The following is a 22,559-nucleotide window of genomic DNA, read 5'->3' as shown; positions in this document are numbered from 1 at the left end:
CGTGCTTAATTTTGACAAACATCCGAATTATACCCCAAAAACACCAGAATTCATTGATAGAACTCATTAAATTTTTTGACCAATCATTGAAGCAAAAAAACTGACGCAAACGTTTTCCTTTTCACTTCATCCCCTGTTAGAATAGCCCCGTTTTTCACATCCAATCAAATCAAAGGCGAGGATATCCCCGTGAGTGGTAACAATTCTTCTCTAAGCTATAAAGACGCTGGTGTTGATATTGATGCAGGTAATGCATTAGTCGATAAAATTAAAGGTGTGGTAAAACGCACTCGTCGCCCGGAAGTTATGGGTGGCATCGGTGGCTTTGGTGCATTATGTGAGCTACCAACCAAATACAAGCAGCCGCTTTTAGTTTCTGGCACAGATGGTGTTGGAACGAAACTGCGTCTGGCTTTGGATATGAAAAAACACGACACCATTGGTATCGACCTTGTCGCCATGTGTGTGAATGATTTAATCGTTCAAGGTGCAGAACCTCTTTTCTTCCTAGACTACTACGCAACTGGCAAACTAGATGTGGATACCGCAGCAGAAGTGGTAACCGGCATCGGTGAAGGTTGTATCCAAGCGGGTTGTTCTTTAATCGGTGGTGAAACTGCTGAAATGCCTGGTATGTACGAAGGCGAAGACTACGATGTTGCCGGCTTCTGTGTTGGCGTAGTCGAAAAAGCTGACGTTATCGATGGCACCAAAGTAGCCGCTGGTGACGCTTTAATCGCGGTAGGTTCAAGTGGCCCTCACTCAAACGGCTATTCACTTATTCGTAAGATCCTTGAAGTGTCTCAAGCTGATTTAAATGAAGACTTAAACGGTCGCACGATTGGTGAACACCTTATCGAACCAACTAAGATCTACATCAAATCAGCACTTAAAATGATTGAAAAGCATGATATCCATGCGATTTCTCATATTACTGGCGGTGGTTTCTGGGAAAACATTCCACGCGTATTACCGGAAGGCACTAAAGCAGTGATCGATGGTAACAGTTGGGAATGGCCAGCAATTTTCTCTTGGTTACAACAAAAAGGAAATGTTGAAACCTACGAGATGTACCGTACGTTCAACTGTGGTGTTGGCCTGATTGTGGCACTTCCACAAGATCAAGCACAAGCCGCAGTAGAACTACTTAATGCTGAAGGTGAAAACGCTTGGATCATCGGTCAAATAGCGACAGCTGAAGCTGGTGAAGAGCAAGTGGAAATTAAATAAGCAAACAGCCGAAAGTCAAATTGACTTTCGGCTGTTCTTATTTGGCAAGGAATGTATGAAAAATATCGTTGTATTAGTTTCAGGTAATGGAAGCAACCTACAAGCCATTATCGATGCTTGTGAATCCGAACAAATTCAAGCCAAAGTCACGGCAGTGTTTTCAAACAAAGCTGAAGCTTATGGTTTAGAGCGTGCAAAAAATCATTCAATCGCAGCTCACTCCCTTTCCGCGCAAGACTTTCTAAATTCAGATGGAAAGCCCGATCGTTTGGCTTTTGATACTGAATTGATGAAGCAAATCGACGCCTATCAACCTGATTTAATTATTCTCGCCGGTTACATGCGTATCCTCAGCAGTAACTTTGTAGAACATTACTTAGGCAAAATGCTAAACATCCACCCTTCTCTACTTCCTAAATATTCAGGTCTTAACACTCATCAGCGCGCCATTGATGCCGGTGATAGTGAACATGGAACCAGTGTCCACTTTGTTACTGAAGAACTCGATGGTGGCCCTGTTATTTTACAAGCCAAGGTACCTGTTTTTGAAGATGACAGTGCCGATGATTTAGCCAAGCGAGTCCTCGTCCAAGAGCATAATATTTATCCTCTGGTGAGCAAATGGTTTATTGAAGGCCGATTAGAGATGAAACAACAGCAAGCTTATTTGGATGGTCAGCCATTAGGGCTGCATGGGTACGCTGAAGATTAGAGTTGCGAGTTGCGAGTTGCGAGTTGCGAGTTGCGAGTTGCGAGTTGCGAGTTGCGAGTTGCGAGAGAAATAGTGCTCGAGTTTGACTAAATATCAAGCACTATTTCACTATAAATCATCAATGGTTAAGTCTAGACCAAGCCCCTCGAGCAACAAGAAGCGAAGCGCCCGAGCCACGAAATACGCTACCCTCGAAACTAGAAACTAAAAACTAAAAACTAGCATCCTTTCACGCAAACGGCTCATCAATCAGATCTAAGCTATTATCTAAAATCAGCTCACCAAAATGAAACACACCATATTCACTAGGCTTCATTTTATGCCAGCGTTCGTTATCGGTTAACGGTTGAGTGGCAATCACTGATACCACATCATTCGGCGTGGTTTCTTCTTGAAAGTCGATACTGACTTCTTCATCAATCAATGTCGCTTTACCAAAAGGTGCTCGTCTTGTTATCCAGTGAAGGTTGTTGGTGCAGTACATCATCACATACTCACCATCGCTCAACAGCATGTTAAACACGCCTAACTTTTTCAATTCATCACAACATTGAGCAATAAACTGAAAGATCTCTGGCATTTGGCGAGAATGTGGTGGCTCTGGATAACGGTCTTCAAGCTGCTTTAAAATCCAGCAAAATGACAACTCGCTATCGGTTTCTCCAATAGGACGATGGCGACCAGTATTTAAATCTTGGTAACCACTCAATTGACCATTATGGGCAAACGTCCAATTCTTCCCCCACAGCTCACGAGTAAATGGGTGAGTGTTTTCTAAGTTCACCTCTCCTCGATTAGCCTGACGAATATGACTAATCACCGCGCAACTTTTTATTGGGTAGCTCTGTACTAGCTCAGCAATTTTAGAATGGCAGCTCGGTTTCGGGTCTTTAAAATTACGGCACCCTTTACCTTCATAAAAGGTGATCCCCCAGCCATCACGGTGAGGGCCAGTTTTTCCACCACGTTGGATTAATCCGGTAAAACTGAAGCAAATGTCGGTTGGGACATTGGCACTCATACCGAGCAATTCACACATTCATCGTTCCTTTTAACATACCGCTTTTTAAAATAGTCTCTTTAAAACATCAAAATAATAAAGTTACTTTTCCATTTCTTTTTCAATCAATTGGATCACGATATGGATAATTTTAATGTGGACTTCTTGAATACGGTCAGCGTAACCAAAATGAGGAACACGAATTTCCACATCAGCAATACCCGCCATTTTACCGCCGTCTTTACCCGTTAAGGCAATTGTCTTCATGCCTTTTTGCTTGGCAGTTTCCATTGCTTTTAAGATATTGCCAGAGTTACCCGAGGTAGAAAGACCAAATAGCACATCTCCCTTTTGCCCTACCGCTTCAAGGTAGCGGGAGAAAACAAACTCGTAGCCAAAATCGTTACTAACACAAGAAAGGTGGCTTGGATCCGAAATAGCAATCCCAGGGTAACCTGGGCGGTTCTCACGGTAGCGTCCCGTTAATTCTTCAGCAAAGTGCATCGCATCACAGTGCGAGCCACCGTTACCACAAGACAACACTTTGCCACCTTGCTTAAATGAATCCGCTATCAGCTTAGCTGCCGCTTCAATATCTTGAAGATTTTTATCATCACTTAGAAAAGCGTTGAGTACTTGGGCAGCTTCTGTGAGTTCACTTCGAATCAAATCTTGGTACATGGGAGGTTCCCTTATTTTGAATAGTTATCAATCTTGAGTTTACCTATAAAGAACGAGACCTGTCACCCATTGGATGAAATATTTTCGTAAGAAGGATCCATGATTTCTGTAAGCATTATTTATATAAGAAAGAAACCGCCATTCGATACTACTCTTACAAGGTAGTTAGAAAACGAACCACTCCAATAAAATATAAACACCTATTTAAAACATTCATTTTATGCTTGAGATCACTTTTCAACCACATTGACCTTTTACATTTCCTCAACAAGATGGCTACAATGAATTCATCTGGTACGACCACTTAATTTTTTCGTTATAAAAAAGTGTGGCTTTATCACTCATCATAATAAGGAAGACAAAGATGATCACCCTACTTACCCTAATCGTTACGCTTGTCGTATTCGGTTTTTGTTTATACCACCGCCGCTCTCAGTCGATAACCATTGGGGCGATGGCGGCAGTCCTGTTGATTTCAACCTTACTTGGCGGTCTATCCCCAATTTTATTCGGCGTGTTTGTTATTCTTTCAGCGTTAGTCGCGATTCCACAAATTCGTCGTTCATTATTCAGTAAGCCGGCACTCAAGGTATTCCGTCAAATTTTACCTGCAATGTCGCAAACCGAAAAAGAAGCCATTGATGCGGGTACCGTATGGTGGGAAGCTGAATTGTTTAAAGGTAAGCCTGATTGGAAAAAGCTATCCGACATTCAAGCACCAAAATTAAGTGATGAAGAACAAGCCTTTATTGATGGCCCAGTAAATGAAGTTTGTCGTATGGCCAATGATTTTGAAATCACCCATGAATTAGCCGACCTGCCACCAGAAATTTGGCAATACCTTAAAGATCACAAGTTCTTCGCCATGATCATCAAGAAAAAATATGGCGGCTTAGAATTTTCTGCCTACGCACAATCTGTGGTACTACAAAAACTAACGGGCGTGTCAGGCGTATTATCTTCAACGGTCGGCGTGCCGAACTCATTAGGCCCTGGCGAATTATTGCAACACTACGGCACTAAAGAGCAGCAAGATCATTACCTACCTCGCTTAGCCGAAGGTAAAGAAATCCCATGTTTTGCTTTAACTAGCCCAGAAGCCGGTTCTGACGCCGGTGCGATTCCTGATTTTGGTATTGTGTGCAAAGGCGAATGGCAAGGCAAAGAAGTGCTTGGTATGCGACTAACATGGAATAAACGCTATATCACGCTGGCACCTGTCGCAACCGTACTTGGTTTAGCCTTCAAACTTCGCGATCCTGATGGCCTACTCGGTGACCAAGAAGATATCGGTATTACTTGTGCTTTAATTCCAATCGATACTAAAGGCGTGAAAATTGGTCGTCGTCATTTCCCTTTGAATGTGCCATTCCAAAATGGTCCAACTCAAGGTAACGATATTTTTGTCCCATTAGACTACATCATCGGCGGACCAGAAATGGCAGGCCAAGGCTGGCGTATGCTAGTGGAATGTTTATCAGTGGGGCGTGGTATTACTCTACCTTCTAACTCAACCGGTGGCACCAAAACAGCAGCATTGGCAACTGGTGCTTATGCCCGTATTCGCCGCCAATTTAAGCAGCCAATCGGTCACATGGAAGGGATTGAAGAACCATTAGCGCGTCTTGCGGGCAATGCTTACGTAATGGATGCAGCCAGTCAATTAACCGTTGCCGGTATTGATCTCGGTGAAAAACCATCGGTTATTTCGGCGATTGTGAAGTACCACTGTACTCACCGTGGACAGCGCGCCTTAATTGATGCCATGGACATCGCTGGCGGTAAAGGCGTCTGCATGGGACCGGCTAACTTTTTAGCCCGTGGTTACCAAGGCGCACCTATTGCTATTACCGTAGAAGGTGCCAATATTCTGACTCGTTCTATGATCATTTATGGACAAGGCGCCATTCGCTGCCATCCTTATGTCTTAGAAGAAATGGAAGCGGCGCATTCAAGCGAGAAAAATGCTCTATCACGCTTTGATAGTGCGGTGTTTGGTCATATTGGCTTTAGCATGAGTAATGCAGTACGTAGCTTCTGGCTTGGTCTAACGGATGGCCGAGGTTCGGATTATGCGGTGCCAAGTGATGCCAATTTTAACGGTATCATTCACGACCAAATTAAAGGTTATTACCAAAAACTGAACCGTTACAGTGCCAACATTGCTTTAATGTCAGATATTTCAATGGCAGTACTAGGCGGCTCATTAAAACGTAAAGAGCGTTTATCGGCTCGTCTAGGCGATGTGTTAAGCCAACTTTATTTAAGCTCTGCAACCTTAAAGCGCTTTGAGATGGAAGGCTACCAAGAAGCGGATCTACCACTAGTGCATTGGGGCGTTCAAGATAGCTTGCGCCAAGCAGAAGAAGCGATTGATGACTTCTTACGTAACTTCCCATCACGAGGAGCAGCTGGGTTAATGCGTGTGCTAATTTTACCACTAGGTAAGGTACGTAAAGCGCCAAGTGATAAGCTCGATAACCAAGTCGCGCAAATTCTGCAAACGCCATCAGAAACGCGTTCACGTATTGGCCGTAATCAATACTTAGAAGCGAGTGAGTTCAACCCTGCAGGTAAAATTGAACGAGCATTAGAAGTAATTTTATCAGCTGAACCTATTTTTGAGATTGTATGCAACAAGCAGCAGAAACGCCGCGCATTTGTACAATTAGATAAAGTCGCTGAAATTGGGCTGGAAAATGGTTGGATTACGGAAGAAGAAGCTAAAATTCTACGTGATGCCGAACATTACCGATTAGAAACAATTAACGTTGATGACTTTGATCCAAGTGAGTTAATCATAAAAAAGTCGCAACAGGCAGTAAGTAAAGTCGCTTAACATTTCTATATTGTATACATACCGCTCTCATTGACCCGATCAATGAGAGCGTTTTTATATACTTCCTAGCACAAGCATGAAATCCATAAAAATCAACAACTAAAAATTAACTGACTAATTAGTCAGAAAAAAAAGAATAAAAAAACACCAACAATATTTGATCCACATCAAACATTCACGCGCTGAATGCATTCATTCTAGTATTAATTTACAGAATAAAATAAATGGATTCAGCGATGAGAAGTATCTATATTCCAACAATAATCAGCCTACTGTTATCTGCGTGTAATAGTGAAGAATCATCTAATTCACCACAAAAAAACACAGCGGAAGAACCAATCACAAGTGTAGAAATTCCCATTCCACTAAAAGAACCTAATCAAGATCCTTTGAAGTCACCTAAACTTCAACCAACTCAGAAAGTTCAAAGTGTACCTACATTACAGCCTACTTTGTTGAAACAAGGTACTCCGGTAGCAGCACCACAGCCAATGGCTCAAGTAACGCCAAAGCCACTTCCCTCACCTAACAAACAAGCTGTACCAGAAATTCCTGTGGCTAAAGTAACAAGTACACCTAAGCTACAGCCGACTTTGTTAGCTCAAGCTACTCCGCTGGCAGCACCGCAACAAATTGCTCAAGCGGAGCCAAAAATTCAACCTACGCCTGCAAAACAAGCGACACCATTTACCTTGCCGACAAAGCAAACTACCGGTACACCTAAGTTACAGCCAACTTTGTTAGCTCAAGCTACTCCGTTAGCAGCGCCGCGACAGATCGCTCAAGCAGAACCAAAAGTTCAACCGACTTCTATGGAACAGGCTAAACCATTTATATTGCCGACTAAGCAAGCGACCGGCACACCTAAGTTACAGCCTAATCAACTAGATCAAGCTACTCCGTTGGCAGCACCTCAACAGATCGCTCAAGCAGAACCAAAAGCTCAGCCAACACCTACAGAACAGGCTGAACCATTTGTATTGCCGACTGAGCAAGCTGCTGGTACACCTAAATTACAACCTATTCAACTAGATCAGGGCACTCCGTTAGCAGCACCGCAACAAATTGCTCAAAAAACGCCAAAAGCACAACCAACACCTACAAAACAAGCTACACCATTTGCCTTGCCGACCGAGCAAGCGACTGGCACACCTAAGCTACAGCCAACTCAATTAGCACAAGGCATTCCGTTAGTAGCACCGCAACAAATTGCTCAAGCGGAGCCAAAAGTTCAACCTACGCCTGCAAAACAAACCACACCATTTGCATTGCCGACTGAGCAAGCTGCTGGCACACCTAAATTACAACCAACTCAACTAGATCAAGGCATTCCGTTAGCAGCACCACAACAAATTGCTCAAGCAACACCAAAAGTTCAAGCAACGCCTACAAAACAAGCTGAACCATTTACCTTGCCGACCGAGCAAGCTGCCAGTGCACCTAAGCTACAGCCAACTCAATTAGCACAAGGCATTCCGTTAGCAGCACCGCAACAAATTGCTCAAGCGGAGCCAAAAGTTCAACCTACGCCTGCAAAACAAACCACACCATTTGCATTGCCGACCGAGCAAGCTGCCAGTGCACCAAAGTTACAGCCGACTCAGTTAGCACAAGACACTCCGTTGACAGAGCCGCAACAGATCGCTCAAGCAACGCCAACAGTTCAACCGACGCCTAACAAGCAAGCCGTACCATTTACCTTGCCGACTGAACAAGCTGTTGGTACACCTAAGTTACAACCTACTCCACTAGACCAAGCTACCCCGTTGGCTGCACCTCAACAGATCGCTCAAGTAACACCAAAAGTTCAGCCAACGCCTAACAAGCAAGCCGTACCATTTACCTTGCCGACCGAGCAAACTGCCAGTACCCCTAAGTTACAGCCAACTCAATTAGCGCAAGGAACTCCGTTAGCGGCACCGCAACAAATTGCTCAAAAAACGCCAAAAGCACAACCAACACCTACAAAACAAGCTACACCATTTACCTTGCCGACCGAGCAAGCGACTGGCACACCTAAGCTACAGCCAACTCAATTAGCACAAGGCATTCCGTTAGCAGCACCGCAACAAATTGCTCAAGCTACGCCAAAAGTTCAACCTACGCCTGTAAAACAAACCACACCATTTGCATTGCCGACCGAGCAAGCTGCCAGTGCACCAAAGTTACAGCCGACTCAGTTAGCACAAGGCACTCCGTTGGCAACACCGCAACAAATTGCTCAAGCTACGCCAAAAGCACAACCGACGCCTACAGAACAAACTGGGCCATTTACTTTACCTACTGAGCAAACAGCTGGTACACCTAAGCTACAGCCAACTTTGTTAGCTCAAGCTACTCTGTTGACAGAGCCGCAACAGATCGCTCAAGCAACGCCAACAGTTCAACCGACGCCTAACAAGCAAGCCGTACCATTTACCTTGCCGACTGAGCAAGCTGCCAGTGCACCTAAGCTACAGCCAACTTTGTTAGCTCAAGCTACTCCGTTAGCAGCGCCGCAACAGATCGCTCAAGCAACACCAAAAGTTCAACCAACGCCTAACAAGCAAGCCGTACCATTTACCTTGCCGACTGAGCAAGCTGCCAGTGCACCTAAGCTACAGCCAACTTTGTTAGCTCAAGGTACTCCGTTAGTGGCACCACAACCAATGGCTCAAGCAACACCAAAAGTTCAGCCAACTCCTAACAAGCAAGCCGTACCATTTACCTTGCCGACAGAGCAAGCTGCTGGTACACCTAAATTACAGCCAACTTTGTTAGAGCAAGGAACTCCGTTAGCAATGCCGCAAGCAATTGCTCAAGCAGAACCAAAAGCTCAGCCAACGCCAACAGAACAAGCAACACCATTTGCATTGCCGACTGAGCAAGCTGCCAGTGCACCTAAGCTACAGCCAACTTTGTTAGAGCAAGGCACTCCATTGGCAGAGCCGCAACAGATCGCTCAAGCAGAACCAAAAGCGTTACCTACTCAATACACGTACACGACTCCGCTCCCTGTACCACAGAAAATAGAGCAAATAGCACCAGAGTCACCAGTAGTAGATGAAGTAAAAACAACAGAGAACATAAATACGCATCCAGATATATCAGTACTTGAAGGCAATAATTTCCTGCCTCAATACTCAGCGACGGTAAACACGAACATAGAAGATATTGAATATGCGGTAGTTGATAGTTTGTTGATTATCCAACATCAATTTAAAGAGTTAATACAAAATGGAGTGTTGCCTGCTGGTATCACTAGTTGTACACAACAAGATTTATTTACCACCAGCTACTTTTATACTGACATGGATATCGGATTTGTTGAGCAGCTAGATCAAATGGATGCAATCCAAATAGCCGGCCAACGCAATTTAATTGATGCTCGTTATGTTCAAACTGTCAATCAGTGCCAAGGGATATCATCGTCACTTGATATCACCTTTACCGAGTTTAAACCACAACCGTTACAAGTTGCGCCATTTAACTTTTACCAAGTTTATGACTCCACTACAGGTTATGGGATAAAGCATTTTGATACTCAAATGGGTGTTTTCAATCCAGAAAGGGATTCGATCAACTTCTTAAGTACATATGAAAGTTATGAGTCGAATGTCGATATACGAGGAGATTGGCACATTTCTTATTATGATTTAAGCCAGATAGGTAAACTCGAAGTGGCACCAATTGATGGCTTTGTGATTTTAGAAGCGATGAATCATGAAGAGTGGGTCGTTCAATTTACCCCTAGTCATATCTATATTGTAGCGCCAGACCACACAGTAAGTGAACTATCTGAGCCGCTTTATCAAGAATTGGTACTACCCGATACGATTGAACAATAGTGTTTAAAATAGGCTGCTATAGCTAATCAATAAGTCACCAGTTATAAGCAGTTTTTTTAAGAAACAAGTAGTTAATGAGCAGATACCTTATCTGCTCATTTTTTATTAATCACGCCACAAACAAGTACCTTTTTTGGCAAATAAATCCAAACGCTCTTCATGTTGCTGCAATTCTTCATCACTAGCTTTCAAGACTTTCAACGCTTTACGCCCTGTCACTCGTTTAATGGTTTCACCCACTCCACCATCTTTAGACTGACCAGCATTAAACTGCATGGCGGTTTGGCCACCTGTCATTAGCAAGTAGACATCGGCCAAGATCTCCGCATCGAGCAAAGCGCCGTGCAAAGTACGATGAGAGTTATCTATGCCGTAACGGTCACATAAAATATCGAGGTTATTTCGCTTACCGGGGAAGATCTTTTTGGCCATCGCCAAGGTATCGGTAATTTTACAAACCTGCGATGTTTTTACGTCTTGGTTAGCCAGCTCAAACTCATAATCCATGAAGCCAACATCAAAGGGTGCATTGTGAGCCACTAGCTCAGCACCTTTAATAAAGTCTAAAAACTCTTGATGAACTTGTTTATAGTCTGGCTTATCGACTAGAAACTCATCGGTAATACCATGAACCGCAATCGCTTCAGGGTCGATTTCACGATCCGGCTTAATATAGACATGGAAATGTTTACCGGTCAGTTTACGATTAACAATTTCTACCGCACCTATTTCAATGATTCGATGTCCCATATACACAGGGCCACCTTCTCGGTTCATACCTGTGGTTTCGGTATCAAGAACAATGATGCGATCATAAGAAACATTAGTGCTGGTATTCATAATAAACTCTTGTCAGACTAGCCGTATTAATGACTGGTTATTCCAATATGGACTCATAGTATCAAATCATGACGAAACACGTAGAAATTTTCACAGATGGTTCTTGTTTAGGTAATCCTGGCCCTGGCGGCTATGGCATAGTGTTGCGCTATAAAGGTAAAGAAAAATACCTATCTGAAGGTTATACCCTCACTACCAACAACCGCATGGAAATGATGGCTGCGGTAGTTGCCCTTAAAGCCCTCACCGAACCTTGCCAAGTGACGTTAACCACGGATAGCCAATATGTACGCCAAGGTATCACTCAATGGATCCATGGTTGGAAAAAGAAAAATTGGCAAACGTCAGCTAAAAAGCCCGTTAAGAATGTCGATCTATGGAAAGCGCTTGATCAAGAAACCGTTCGCCATCAAGTGGAATGGAAATGGGTAAAAGGCCACGCCGGACACCGAGAAAATGAAATTTGTGATGATCTTGCCCGTACCGCAGCCGAATCCCCTACCCAAGAAGACAAAGGGTTTGAAGGGTAGTTCTTTCATCTAAACCTTACTGTTCTTTACTTTAGATGAAGCTTTATTAAACCCCACACTGGCGGGTGAGAAACGACGATTTTTCACTTTCCAATGGGGTTTAATTGGTTTTAATGGATACATACGCTTTTTGGCAACAATAAAATACACACTACCAAATGTTGAAGCGCAAGCTCCCATACCATGCTCAAGCCAAGTAGTCAGCGCTTTCCCTCTACGAACAGGAAACAGAGCATAAGTATCACAATGAATCACTTCATAATTAAGCAAGCCCAGCCAATCTTTAATTCTATATGGCGTAAACATGCGACCACTCCAAGGCAAATTGTTCTTACGCCAAGGTAATAAACTCGCCGCGCCCGTTAAGCTCATCGGATTAAAGCCAGTCAGAATAATATGTCCATCATCGATAATTATTCTATCAATCTCTCGCAACAAGCGATGAGGATCGCTACAATAGTCTAGCTGATGACAGACCAAAGCAGCATCGATGCTTTTTTCAACAAATGGTAAATCATAAGCATCAGCAATAACGGAATGAAGCGGATTGGCAATATCGACATTCACTTGATGTTTGATATTGCAATTATGCGTGGTTAATTCACAACTTAAACCACCCAGTTTTAACATGTGATAACCAAATAACTTTGGGCACCACTCATCAAGACGAGTTTGGATCGATTCAACCACCCACTCACCATTTTTTAGCTGTTGCCAAGAATGGGGTTGGACGAAAGATTTTTGAATGCGTGCTGGCTTCATAGATTAGATATCTCTTCGCAGTCCGGATTGGAGATCCACAATGTTAACTGATAAAAAAAATTCAGGCTTAACGGTCGAAAGCATACCTGCATTTAACGATAATTACATCTGGCTGATTCAAAATAATAGTCAGTCCTGCGCTTTAGTCGATCCCGGTGAAGCTGCCCCTGTTTTACAACGCTTACAACAAGATAATTTAGAATTAGAACTTATCATCATTACTCACCACCATGCCGATCATGTCGGTGGCGTGGCAGAACTATTGCGCCACTACCCTAAAGCTCAAGTTATCGGTCCAAGTAATGACCCAGTGTTAATGCTGACTCATTCTGTACAAGGTGGCGACCGTATTGAAGTCTTTGGTGAAACCTTCCTTGTGATGGATGTTCCCGGACACACTAACGGGCATATTGCTTATGTCGGTGACGGCAAACTATTTTGTGGTGACGTGCTTTTCTCTGCCGGTTGTGGCCGAGTATTTGAAGGCACTTATGAGCAAATGTTTGATTCACTACAAAAGTTGGCAACACTTCCTCAAGAAACTGAAGTCTATTGTGCCCATGAATACACCTCATCAAATTTGTCGTTTGCCCTAGCGGTAGAACCGGATAACGAGTTACTACATAACTACCGTGATGAAGTGAATCGATTGAGAGCACAAGAAAAACCGACGATTCCAACCACCATTCGTCAAGAAAAATGGATCAATCCGTTTTTACGTTGCCAAGAGCCAAGTGTAATGAAAGCCGTATCGGCACGCACCGATGAACTCACCGAACTCTCTGTATTTTCAGCCTTACGTGAATGGAAAAATGAATTCTAAGGATTAATGACGTTTATTGGTCAAATTTTGTTACTTTTTAAAAAAAACAAAAAATCGCTGCTAAATTAATCAAATTGCTCATAAATTTATCTAAAACCTTATAGAATCTTACACCATTTGTAAGGCTTTATCGGGTTTTAGGATAATTCTCACTTGCCACTCATTGATAAACACAAGTATCATTTGCAGCCGTTTTTTAGAGGTTGTTTTAATGAATTCAAAATACATTTGGGCTACGGCACTACTACTTGTAGGTTGCCAAAGCGTACCGACATCCACCGATCAGCAGACCGATGAGCCGGAAAAAGCTAGCCAAACTGTAATGGTTGAACCCTCTACCCCAGAAAAAAAGCAGCCACCGAAGCAATTAACACCACAAGAGCAACAAAACTTGTGGAAACGCATTTCAATGCAATTCAAGCTGCCTATTGCTGATGATCCTAGTATTGAATACTACCGTAAATGGTACCTTGATCATCCTGAGCACCTAAAAACGGTGTCAAAACGTGCTGAACCTTTTTTGTATCTCATCACAACCAAAATTGAAGATCGTGACTTACCACTGGAATTAGCGTTACTACCCGTAGTAGAAAGCGCCTTTGACCCTTTTGCATATTCCTATGGTAGTGCCGCTGGTTTATGGCAGTTTGTGCCGGTGACAGCCGACCGATTTGGTTTAGAGCGTAACTATTGGTATGACGGACGCCGTGATGTTAACGCTGCAACCGATGCTGCTTTAGAATACATGACTTATTTAGGTAATCGTTTCGACGGTGACTGGGAAAATGCCATCGCTGCGTATAACAGTGGTGGTGGTCGCGTATCTAGCGCCATTCGTAAGAACAAAAAACTGGGCAAGCCAACCGACTTTTTCTCATTAGATCTACCAAAAGAAACTCGTGGCTACGTACCTAAGCTACTTGCACTAGCAGATATTCTTGCCAACCAAAAAGAATATGGTGTCGATCTTCCTGTGATTGCCAATAAACCGGTACTGACACAAGTCGATCCAAAAGAGCAGCTAGACCTTGCCATTGCCGCTCAATACGCAGGCATGTCAGTCAAAGAATTACAAAGCTACAACCCAGGATACAACCAATGGGCAACCTCTCCGACTGGGCCATACACTTTCTTGATCCCGTTAGAAAAAGCAGACCGCTTTAATGAGCAAGCTGAAAAGAACCGTGGCAAAGGCATCAAATTCACTCGCTACAAAGTTAAGCCGGGTGATAGCTTAAGCGTAATTGCGAGAAATAATCAGACCACCACGAAAGCCATTCAAACAGCAAATAACATGAATGATGCCAATATCCGTGTTGGTCAGTATTTGATGGTGCCGCATTCAACCCAAAATAATAAGCAATATTCGTTAAGTGCCACTAACCGTCTAGCGAAAATCCAATCGACTTCTCGTGGTCAGTTGAAATCTGAATACTCAGTAAAAAGTGGTGATAGCTTCTGGACCATTGCTAAGAAAAATAACGTGTCGGTAGAATCTCTGGCTAAATGGAACGGCATGGCTCCCAAAGATCCATTACGCGTAGGCCAAAAATTAGTTATCTGGAAGGAAAACAAAAGTGGTGCCATTATCCGTACCGTGTACTACAACGTTCGTTCTGGTGACACTGTCGGCAGTATTGCACAGCGATTTAAAGTGAATACCGACCAAGTACTTGCTTGGAATGGCTTAAATGAAAAAGACTATTTAAAGCCAGGCCAGAAGCTGAAACTGTATGTCGATGTGACTAAAGTAGGCTAACCGCCAGTCCCTATCGACTACATAAGCTACAAACAGTACATAGCAAAAATCCTCGTGAATTCGAGGCTTTTTAACTTTCTACGAGCGGTAATGTTTCTATCGCTAATTTTCAATCAACTCAAAACTGACTAGCATCGGGTTATGATCTGAAGCTGTGGTGATTGGCGAGCTTGCTGAGTTAAAATTTAGCCCGCGATAAAACACATGGTCAAACGCTAAGTCATTAACAAATAAACGGCGGTTGTCCGGGCTGAATACGGTTTCTTGTAGCGCTAGTGTATTAGCGACTTTAAGTAGTTGATCATAACGCGCTTCACTCCAAGTATTAAAATCACCAGCAATGATTAATGGCCCTTGGTGTTTTTGTACCGCTTTTTGCAATTGCTCAATTTGCTGCTCAAACTCATCAGTTCCAACCGTAAAATTGATAGCATGGATATTCACCACGACAAGATCTTGTCCATTTGATAGTGAATAGCGTGCATATAACGCCGACTTAGGTAATTGGAGCCAAGGCTCGACACTCGTGTAAGCACATGCTCGATTAGGTAGTTGAGAAGCTAGATTGACTACACCAGAACTAACGCCAAAGGCTTTAAACGCGTTGACATAACTTGCCCCCCACGATTGCTGATTAAGCCATAATGTAAACTCTTCAGTTAAACTGGCCTCCTGCAAAAGGATCAACTGCTTATCATGACTAAAAGATTCAAGCGCAGATTGCCAATTTTCATCAGTTTGTTTGTGAATATTCCAAACTAAAATGTTCAGTTTTCCATTCACATCAATAGCTGGCGTTGGTTGTTCAGATTGGTGACAGTACCAGTCGGATTGCGAAGAATGGTGATCAATCGAAATAAGCTGAGGCTGCTTGGGAATGGTAAAAATAGAATAAAAACCGACAATCGCAATAATGAAAAGAGCGACAGCGCCTAACGTCCAATGCTTTAGTTTCATCGATTACCTAACCCGCTATACCAGCCATAAATGATAAAAAAGGAAGCCAAAGCCTCCTTTAATTAGTAATGAATACGGTTGGTATTATACCGCTTCGTCGTCTTCTTCACCGGTACGGATACGAATGACGCGCTCAACTTCCGTAACAAAGATTTTGCCATCACCTATTTTGCCGGTTTGCGCGGTTTGCATGATGCAATCAATACACTCATCAACCACATCATCAGAAACCACGATCTCTAACTTCACTTTCGGTAAAAAGTCGACCATGTACTCTGCGCCACGATACAGTTCAGTGTGGCCTTTCTGACGACCAAAACCTTTAACTTCCGATACCGTCATACCTGTGATGCCAACATCCGCTAGCGCCTCACGTACGTCATCCAGTTTAAATGGTTTAATGATTGCTTCGATTTTTTTCATTGGTTCTTATCCCTAAAACTCTGAAATTGTTTTGAGTATACCCCTCATCTAAGACTATGAAAAGGTGCAAGCCCTATATACCCAAGTAACTCTAATTCACTATTTCTTATGCCAAATCAATTGATAATCAGTACCACTATAAGGCTTACCGACAAACAATCCCGCTGCAGCAATCAACTCACTATCATCAACCAGAAAAGGAATACGTTGTCGCTGCCAGGTGGGTATTTGGTATTCTTGCAGCAATTTTTTTAAGCTTCGCCCATGTTGTCGTTCTTGTGGATGGGCGTGAATACCGGTTGCACTGAATGTCACTTTAATCTGATTATAGCCAGCAGGCAGTGACAAGGTTTGAATACTGCTCGCAGCAAGGCTTGTGGTATCAAAAGATTCAAGCTCGCTTCTTGCCTTAAGTTCTAAGCGGCCTAGGCCATCAGGCAAACTAAGAGGCTGTTTGATGTCCCAATCCAAAACCTCAGCGCTAAGATCTTGCATGGCACTAAACACCCAAAGCTGCTGTTGATGACGACCAATATGGGTATTGCCGTAACGAAATACTGGCGCGGCATCGGCTTGAGCGAGTACTACATCTTGCCATATTTGCGCTAATTGCTTGGCACTTGGCATTAAGAAACCTTGCTCTTGTAGCCAAAGCCTCAAAATAGCGCCTCTCGCCGCCTCTGACTGCTCTTTTAGTAAAGAGACCGATAACGCCCCATCTTCATCACACATTTGCTTATAACGCTCATAGAGCAGCTCATTAAGCAATGATTCTTGTTGTGCGCACAAAGCAGCACTACGCGAGACGGTTTTTTCAATATTTGGCCAGCGCTGCTTTAAAATGGGTGCAACTTGATGGCGGATAAAATTTCGATCAAAACGGGTATCAAGGTTACTTTCATCTTCAATCCAATCTAACTGGTGATGGTTTGCATAGGTGAGCATATCTGCACGAGATGCGTCGAGCATAGGACGTAATAGACGTGCTGTCTCAAACTTACCATCCATTGCCATTGCAGATAAACCTTTCGGGCCACTGCCACGCTTTAATGCCAGTAAAAACGTTTCCAGTTGATCACTTTGATGATGTGCGGTCAACAGTAGGCTAGAGGAATTGAGATGTTGAGATAGTGCTTGGTAACGAGCGCTTCTTGCAGCTTGTTCTAGGCTAATGCGGCTGCCTAATTCTAGCTGCACTTTTTCTGCTACAAATGGAATATCAGCTTGTTGTGACCACTGCTGGCATTGCTGTAACCACTGATCAGCGTTATCACTTAATCCATGATGTACATGCACCGCTAAGTAGTCATATTGCGGATAATCACACTTAAATCGAGCAAGTAAATGCAGCAGGACTCGTGAATCTAGCCCACCACTTAGCGCCAACACCAAACGAGTTGACTCTCCGATATGGCTCAATAAACGCTGAACAAAACCTTGATACAACATGTTAATTCCATTAAAACGAAAGCAAAAGCGAGGAGAAGAAAAACAAAAAGCGAGCCTAAGCCCGCTTTACAGTTGATTAACCTTAACAGTCAAACGAGCTTAGCAGTAACCGTAGCTCATTAGGCGCTGATAACGACGCTCTAAACGGTTTTCATTATCTAACGCTTCAAGTTCATCTAATTGTGCTAGTAATGTCGCTTTCATGTTTTCAGCAGTCGCAACATAATCACGGTGAGCGCCACCTAGTGGTTCACTGATTACCGTATCAATTAGGCCAAGCTCTTTCAGACGAGGAGCCACCAGACCCATCGCTTCAGCCGCTTGTGGGGCTTTATCAGAATCACGCCATAAAATAGAAGCACAACCTTCTGGTGAAATTACCGCATACGTTGAGTATTGCAGCATGTTAACGTAGTCACCAACACCAATTGCGAGTGCACCACCAGAACCACCTTCACCAACTACGTTACAAATAACGGGTACTTTCAAGCCTGACATCACTTTTAAGTTACGAGCAATCGCTTCAGATTGGCCACGCTCTTCGGCACCAACACCAGGGTAGGCACCCGCAGTATCGATGAAAGTGATCACTGGAACATTAAAGCGTTCCGCCATTTCCATTAAACGTAATGCTTTACGGTAACCTTCTGGACGAGGCATACCAAAGTTACGGCGTACTTTTTCTTTGGTTTCACGACCTTTTTGATGGCCAATCACCATAACCGGACGACCTTCAATACGCGCTAAACCACCAACGATGGCTTTATCATCTGCGTAAGCACGATCACCAGCAAGCTCATCAAACTCGGTAAAAACATGTTCTATATAATCGAGCGTATATGGACGCTTAGGATGGCGAGCGAGTTGAGCAACTTGCCACGCACCTAGGTCACTAAAGATTTTTTTCTTTAGTTCTAAGCTCTTTTTTTCTAGTTGGTTAATTTCTTTTTCTAAATCAACCGACGCATCGCCACCGTGGCGCGAAACCTCACGTAAAGCTTCAATTTTAGCTTCAAGTTCAACAATAGGTTTTTCAAATTCAAGAGAATCTAGGCTCATCAATGGATCCTTTATTTCATTTTAATTCTTTTATCACTTTAAGGCATTGAACCGTCAACGGCGATAAAAAGTATACAGAGCATCACTGAAAATATTCAAAACTAAATTGTAAACCGAAGCAACCAATTCATAATTTGAATAACAATGTACTAATAATGCCCTGTTCTTTAGTTAAATTCGAGTTCTACTTGCTTAGAACCGATCAGAAGTTTTAAATCATCCAGTAAATTATCGTCCGGTGTCACTCGCCACTCGACGCCAAGTGATAGCTTTGCTCTGGCATCTTGGCGTTGATAATAAATATTTACTGGCACCGTACCCGCACGGTACGGCTCTAAAATTCGATTAAACTGCTCAAAGAATTGACCGTCTATTTGAGATTGCTCTATAGAGATCGACAACCCTTTGGCATATTTTTCACGTGCATCAGCGAGACTCATCACTTCTCGGGCCGACATCTTAAGCCCACCGTTGAAGTCATCAAAGCTGACCTGTCCAGAAACCACCACTATTTTATCTTGTTCTAACAATTCCGCATACCGTTCTAAGGCATCGGAGAACAACATCACTTCGACTCGACCCGAACGATCATCGAGAGTCATTAGGCCAATTCGTGTACCGCGTTTAGTAGTCATCACACGTGAAGCAATCACTAAACCGGCAACCGTGAGTGATTGATCGCGGCGTGTTGGTTGTAAATCATTTAAGCGACAATTGGTATATTTCGCTAACTCTTTGAGATAGGCATTAACTGGGTGCCCCGTCAAATATAGACCTAAAGTAGCACGTTCACCCTCTAGCCAAACTTTTTCAGGCCATTTGGGAACTTGCGCATACGCCTGCTCAACTTCTTCTGGCGCTTCAGTCAATACGCCAAACATATCGGATTGACCAAAGGCTTCCGCTTGGTGGAATTGCCCAGCGGCTTTAACCGCTTCATCAAGTGACGCCATCATGGCTGCGCGGTGTGGACCTAAGCGATCAAGCGCACCAGCTTGGATCAGTTTTTCAATCACACGCTTATTGCATTTTTTCAAATCAACACGTGCACAGAAATCAAATAGGTCCTTAAAATAACCGCCTTGTTCACGACAAGCGATAATATTTTCAATTGGGCCTTCACCGACCCCTTTTATTGCACCGATACCGTAAACAATCGCGCCATCTTCATTGACATTAAAGCGATACAAGCCTGAATTCACATCCGGCGGCAACACTTTAAGATTCATGCGAATACATTCATCGACCAGACCAACCACTTTTTCGGTGTTGTCCATATCGGCCGTCATTACCGCCGCCATAAATTCAGCAGGATAATGGGTTTTTAACCACAATGTTTGATAAGAAACTAGTGCATACGCAGCGGAGTGAGACTTGTTAAAGCCATAACCGGCAAACTTTTCTACCAAGTCAAAGATCTTCATCGCAAGTTCGCCATCAACCCCGATGCTTTCGGCACCCGACTTAAAGATCGAACGTTGCTTAGCCATCTCTTCTGGTTTTTTCTTACCCATCGCACGACGCAGCATATCCGCGCCACCTAGGGTATAGCCAGCTAGAATCTGCGCAATTTGCATTACCTGTTCTTGGTACAAGATAATGCCGTAAGTTGGCTCTAGGGTTTCTTTTAATGACTCGTGTTGCCATGTTGAATCAGGGTATGAGACTTCTTCACGGCCATGCTTACGGTCGATAAAGTTATCTACCATGCCCGATTGCAGTGGGCCCGGACGGAACAAGGCCACCAAAGCGATAATATCTTCAAAACAGTCAGGCTGTAGGCGCTTGATCAAATCTTTCATACCACGAGATTCCAGCTGGAATACCGCCGTCGTTTCTGAGTTTTGCAGTAAGCGGAATGAAGCCGGATCCTCTAGAGGAATCGCTTCGATGCGAACTGGTTCTTTGCCTTCTTTTTGCAATCTAGGGTTAATTAAGCCTAATGCCCAATCGATGATGGTTAAGGTTCGAAGACCTAAGAAGTCGAACTTAACTAAGCCGGCTGTTTCCACATCATTTTTATCAAATTGCGTTACGGGGAAGTTACCTTCCGAATCACAATAAATAGGGGCAAAGTCGGTAATCGTAGTAGGCGAGATAACCACGCCACCAGCATGTTTACCGGCATTTCGAGTACAACCCTCAAGGATCCGGCACATGTCGATGAGTTCTTTAACATCCTCATCAGCGGCATACAACTCGGGCAGTTGTGGCTCAGCATCAAAGGCTTTAGCAAGCGTCATTCCCGGATCTGGCGGTACGAGTTTTGAAATACGATCGACAAAACCATAAGGATGCCCGAGCACCCTACCCACATCGCGAATTACCGCTTTCGCTGCCATAGTACCGAAAGTGATGATCTGAGATACCGCATCACGGCCATACATTTCAGCAACGTGATCAATTACTCGGTCACGCTTATCCATACAGAAATCGATATCGAAATCGGGCATGGATACACGTTCTGGGTTCAAGAATCGTTCGAACAGTAAGTCATATTCGAGTGGATCAAGATCGGTAATTTTAAGCGCATACGCCACCAGTGAACCGGCACCAGAACCACGGCCTGGGCCTACTGGAATATCGTTATCTTTTGACCATTGGATGAACTCCATTACGATCAAGAAATAACCGGGGAACCCCATTTGGTTGATTACATCCAGCTCAATTTGCAAGCGCTCGTCATACTCTGGTCGCTTTTCCAAACGAACTTGTTCATCAGGAAATAAGAACTCCAGACGCTCTTCCAAGCCTTCTTGAGATTTTTTAACCAAGAAGTCTTCAATGGTTAACTCACCGGTCGGAAAATTCGGTAAGAAGTACTCGCCTAAGCGTACCGTAACGTTACAACGCTTAGCGATCTCGACACTATTTTGCAGTGCTTCGGGAATATCTTTAAACAGCTCACACATTTCTTCTTCGGTACGAAGATATTGCTGCGGGCTATAATTTTTAGGACGACGCGGATCTTCTAACGTATAGCCATCATGAATGGCCACGCGAATTTCGTGGGCATCAAATTCATCAGAGGTTAAAAATACCACTTCATTAGTAGCAACCACCGGCAAGTCATACTGCTCTGCAATATCGAGGGCAAAGTGTAAGTAACTTTCTTCATCGGCGCGGCCAGTACGAGTAAGCTCAAGATAGAAGTGATCTGGGAAATGCTCTTGATAGAAATCGATGCAACGCTCAACCAGTGGCTGATTACCTTTAAGTAACGCACGCCCTACCTCACCAACGCGACCACCAGATAGGATGATTAAGCCCTCTTTGTGATTCACTAACCATTCTTTATCGATGACGGGTTGGTGCTTAACATGACCACGCTGGTAAGCTTCTGAAATTAATAATGTCAGGTTGTTGTAACCAACATTATTTTTAGCTAGAACCGTAATTTTGGTTAGCTCATCAGCAAAGTCTGGCGATTGCACAGTAAAGTCAGCACCGATGATTGGCTTAATGCCACAACCGTGGGCGGTACTGTAAAATTTAACCAAGCCACACAGGTTGGTGAAGTCCGTTAATGCCATCGCCGGCATATTAAGCTCAGCGACTTTTTTAACCAATGGTGGCACTTTCGAGAGGCCATCAACCATCGAATAGTCACTGTGAACACGAAGATGTACGAACTTAGGATCAGACATAAATTTACTGTACTTAGCTTT

The 22,559-nt window shown here is 43.5% G+C and carries 16 protein-coding genes; 7 read left to right on the top strand and 9 right to left on the bottom strand.

Features of this window, described 5'->3' with window-relative positions:
• Window positions 1–189: 189 nt before the first annotated feature.
• Both purM and purN read left to right on the top strand, forming a co-directional pair.
• Window positions 190–1,230 carry a phosphoribosylformylglycinamidine cyclo-ligase gene (gene purM / locus L3V25_RS09205; protein WP_237295087.1) on the top strand — a complete coding sequence of 347 codons (1,041 nt, stop codon included), beginning with the start codon at window positions 190–192 and terminating at the stop codon, window positions 1,228–1,230.
• 55 nt (window positions 1,231–1,285) lie between these two features.
• Window positions 1,286–1,942, top strand: coding sequence for a phosphoribosylglycinamide formyltransferase (gene purN / locus L3V25_RS09200; protein ID WP_237295086.1), 657 nt, complete (start codon window positions 1,286–1,288; stop codon window positions 1,940–1,942).
• Between the two features lie 229 nt (window positions 1,943–2,171).
• Here the strand turns inward: purN and L3V25_RS09195 are convergent, their stop codons facing one another.
• A complete protein-coding gene (locus L3V25_RS09195) occupies window positions 2,172–2,981 on the bottom strand; it encodes a class II glutamine amidotransferase (RefSeq protein WP_237295085.1) in 810 nt (269 codons plus the stop codon).
• A gap of 63 nt (window positions 2,982–3,044) precedes the next feature.
• Entirely contained in the window at window positions 3,045–3,623 is a 579-nt protein-coding gene (gene lpcA / locus L3V25_RS09190) for a D-sedoheptulose 7-phosphate isomerase (protein ID WP_237295084.1), read from the bottom strand.
• A 364-nt stretch (window positions 3,624–3,987) separates the two neighbouring features.
• Between lpcA and fadE the strand changes: the two genes are divergently transcribed.
• Window positions 3,988–6,462: an acyl-CoA dehydrogenase FadE gene (gene fadE, locus L3V25_RS09185; RefSeq protein ID WP_237295083.1), complete on the top strand. Its 2,475-nt coding sequence runs from the start codon at window positions 3,988–3,990 to the stop codon at window positions 6,460–6,462.
• Between the two features lie 236 nt (window positions 6,463–6,698).
• Complete coding sequence (locus L3V25_RS09180; RefSeq protein ID WP_237295082.1) at window positions 6,699–10,289, top strand: hypothetical protein; 3,591 nt, start codon at window positions 6,699–6,701, stop codon at window positions 10,287–10,289.
• Window positions 10,290–10,394: 105 nt separating this feature from the next.
• Here L3V25_RS09180 and dnaQ read toward each other — a convergent pair whose 3' ends face one another.
• A complete protein-coding gene (dnaQ, locus tag L3V25_RS09175) occupies window positions 10,395–11,129 on the bottom strand; it encodes a DNA polymerase III subunit epsilon (protein ID WP_237295081.1) in 735 nt (244 codons plus the stop codon).
• Between the two features lie 68 nt (window positions 11,130–11,197).
• On the opposite strand from dnaQ, the gene rnhA reads away from it, so the two are divergent.
• Window positions 11,198–11,659 carry a ribonuclease HI gene (gene rnhA, locus L3V25_RS09170; protein ID WP_237295080.1) on the top strand — a complete coding sequence of 154 codons (462 nt, stop codon included), beginning with the start codon at window positions 11,198–11,200 and terminating at the stop codon, window positions 11,657–11,659.
• Between the two features lie 9 nt (window positions 11,660–11,668).
• Here the strand turns inward: rnhA and L3V25_RS09165 are convergent, their stop codons facing one another.
• Window positions 11,669–12,421 (bottom strand): methyltransferase domain-containing protein, encoded by a 753-nt coding sequence (locus L3V25_RS09165; RefSeq protein ID WP_237295079.1) that lies wholly within the window; start codon window positions 12,419–12,421, stop codon window positions 11,669–11,671.
• Window positions 12,422–12,461: 40 nt separating this feature from the next.
• Here L3V25_RS09165 and gloB point away from each other — a divergent pair, with 40 nt between their 5' ends.
• Window positions 12,462–13,244 (top strand): hydroxyacylglutathione hydrolase, encoded by a 783-nt coding sequence (gene gloB, locus L3V25_RS09160; protein ID WP_237295078.1) that lies wholly within the window; start codon window positions 12,462–12,464, stop codon window positions 13,242–13,244.
• A gap of 211 nt (window positions 13,245–13,455) precedes the next feature.
• Window positions 13,456–15,003 carry a LysM peptidoglycan-binding domain-containing protein gene (locus L3V25_RS09155; protein WP_237295077.1) on the top strand — a complete coding sequence of 516 codons (1,548 nt, stop codon included), beginning with the start codon at window positions 13,456–13,458 and terminating at the stop codon, window positions 15,001–15,003.
• A gap of 102 nt (window positions 15,004–15,105) precedes the next feature.
• Here the strand turns inward: L3V25_RS09155 and L3V25_RS09150 are convergent, their stop codons facing one another.
• The 5 genes from L3V25_RS09150 to dnaE all read right to left on the bottom strand — a co-directional run bounded on the left by L3V25_RS09150 (window position 15,106) and on the right by dnaE (window position 22,538).
• Window positions 15,106–15,960, bottom strand: a complete 855-nt coding sequence (locus tag L3V25_RS09150) for an endonuclease/exonuclease/phosphatase family protein (protein WP_237295076.1) — start codon at window positions 15,958–15,960, stop codon at window positions 15,106–15,108.
• Window positions 15,961–16,044: 84 nt separating this feature from the next.
• Window positions 16,045–16,383, bottom strand: a complete 339-nt coding sequence (gene glnB, locus L3V25_RS09145; RefSeq protein WP_027696925.1) for a nitrogen regulatory protein P-II — start codon at window positions 16,381–16,383, stop codon at window positions 16,045–16,047.
• A gap of 99 nt (window positions 16,384–16,482) precedes the next feature.
• Entirely contained in the window at window positions 16,483–17,832 is a 1,350-nt protein-coding gene (gene tilS / locus L3V25_RS09140) for a tRNA lysidine(34) synthetase TilS (RefSeq protein ID WP_237295075.1), read from the bottom strand.
• A gap of 99 nt (window positions 17,833–17,931) precedes the next feature.
• Window positions 17,932–18,891: an acetyl-CoA carboxylase carboxyl transferase subunit alpha gene (gene accA / locus L3V25_RS09135; RefSeq protein ID WP_237295074.1), complete on the bottom strand. Its 960-nt coding sequence runs from the start codon at window positions 18,889–18,891 to the stop codon at window positions 17,932–17,934.
• A 167-nt stretch (window positions 18,892–19,058) separates the two neighbouring features.
• A complete protein-coding gene (gene dnaE, locus L3V25_RS09130; RefSeq protein WP_237295073.1) occupies window positions 19,059–22,538 on the bottom strand; it encodes a DNA polymerase III subunit alpha in 3,480 nt (1,159 codons plus the stop codon).
• Window positions 22,539–22,559 lie beyond the last annotated feature (21 nt).

The sequence above is a fragment of the Vibrio sp. CK2-1 genome (assembly GCF_021726515.1).
GTDB lineage: Bacteria > Pseudomonadota > Gammaproteobacteria > Enterobacterales > Vibrionaceae > Vibrio.
The sequence above is the reverse complement of the archived record's forward strand: the minus strand, read 5'-3'. Positions and strand labels throughout refer to the sequence as shown.

Bases quoted from the DNA above. Each gene is read 5' to 3' on its own strand.
- lpcA (WP_237295084.1), bottom strand. From the start codon at position 3,623: ATGTACCAAGATTTGATTCGAAGTGAACTCACAGAAGCTGCCCAAGTA.
- rnhA (WP_237295080.1), top strand. From the start codon at position 11,198: ATGACGAAACACGTAGAAATTTTCACAGATGGTTCTTGTTTAGGTAAT.
- L3V25_RS09155 (WP_237295077.1), top strand. From the start codon at position 13,456: ATGAATTCAAAATACATTTGGGCTACGGCACTACTACTTGTAGGTTGC.
- L3V25_RS09180 (WP_237295082.1), top strand. From the start codon at position 6,699: ATGAGAAGTATCTATATTCCAACAATAATCAGCCTACTGTTATCTGCG.
- glnB (WP_027696925.1), bottom strand. From the start codon at position 16,383: ATGAAAAAAATCGAAGCAATCATTAAACCATTTAAACTGGATGACGTA.
- L3V25_RS09150 (WP_237295076.1), bottom strand. From the start codon at position 15,960: ATGAAACTAAAGCATTGGACGTTAGGCGCTGTCGCTCTTTTCATTATT.
- purN (WP_237295086.1), top strand. From the start codon at position 1,286: ATGAAAAATATCGTTGTATTAGTTTCAGGTAATGGAAGCAACCTACAA.
- dnaQ (WP_237295081.1), bottom strand. From the start codon at position 11,129: ATGAATACCAGCACTAATGTTTCTTATGATCGCATCATTGTTCTTGAT.
- gloB (WP_237295078.1), top strand. From the start codon at position 12,462: ATGTTAACTGATAAAAAAAATTCAGGCTTAACGGTCGAAAGCATACCT.
- accA (WP_237295074.1), bottom strand. From the start codon at position 18,891: ATGAGCCTAGATTCTCTTGAATTTGAAAAACCTATTGTTGAACTTGAA.
- L3V25_RS09165 (WP_237295079.1), bottom strand. From the start codon at position 12,421: ATGAAGCCAGCACGCATTCAAAAATCTTTCGTCCAACCCCATTCTTGG.
- fadE (WP_237295083.1), top strand. From the start codon at position 3,988: ATGATCACCCTACTTACCCTAATCGTTACGCTTGTCGTATTCGGTTTT.
- tilS (WP_237295075.1), bottom strand. From the start codon at position 17,832: ATGTTGTATCAAGGTTTTGTTCAGCGTTTATTGAGCCATATCGGAGAG.
- L3V25_RS09195 (WP_237295085.1), bottom strand. From the start codon at position 2,981: ATGTGTGAATTGCTCGGTATGAGTGCCAATGTCCCAACCGACATTTGC.
- dnaE (WP_237295073.1), bottom strand. From the start codon at position 22,538: ATGTCTGATCCTAAGTTCGTACATCTTCGTGTTCACAGTGACTATTCG.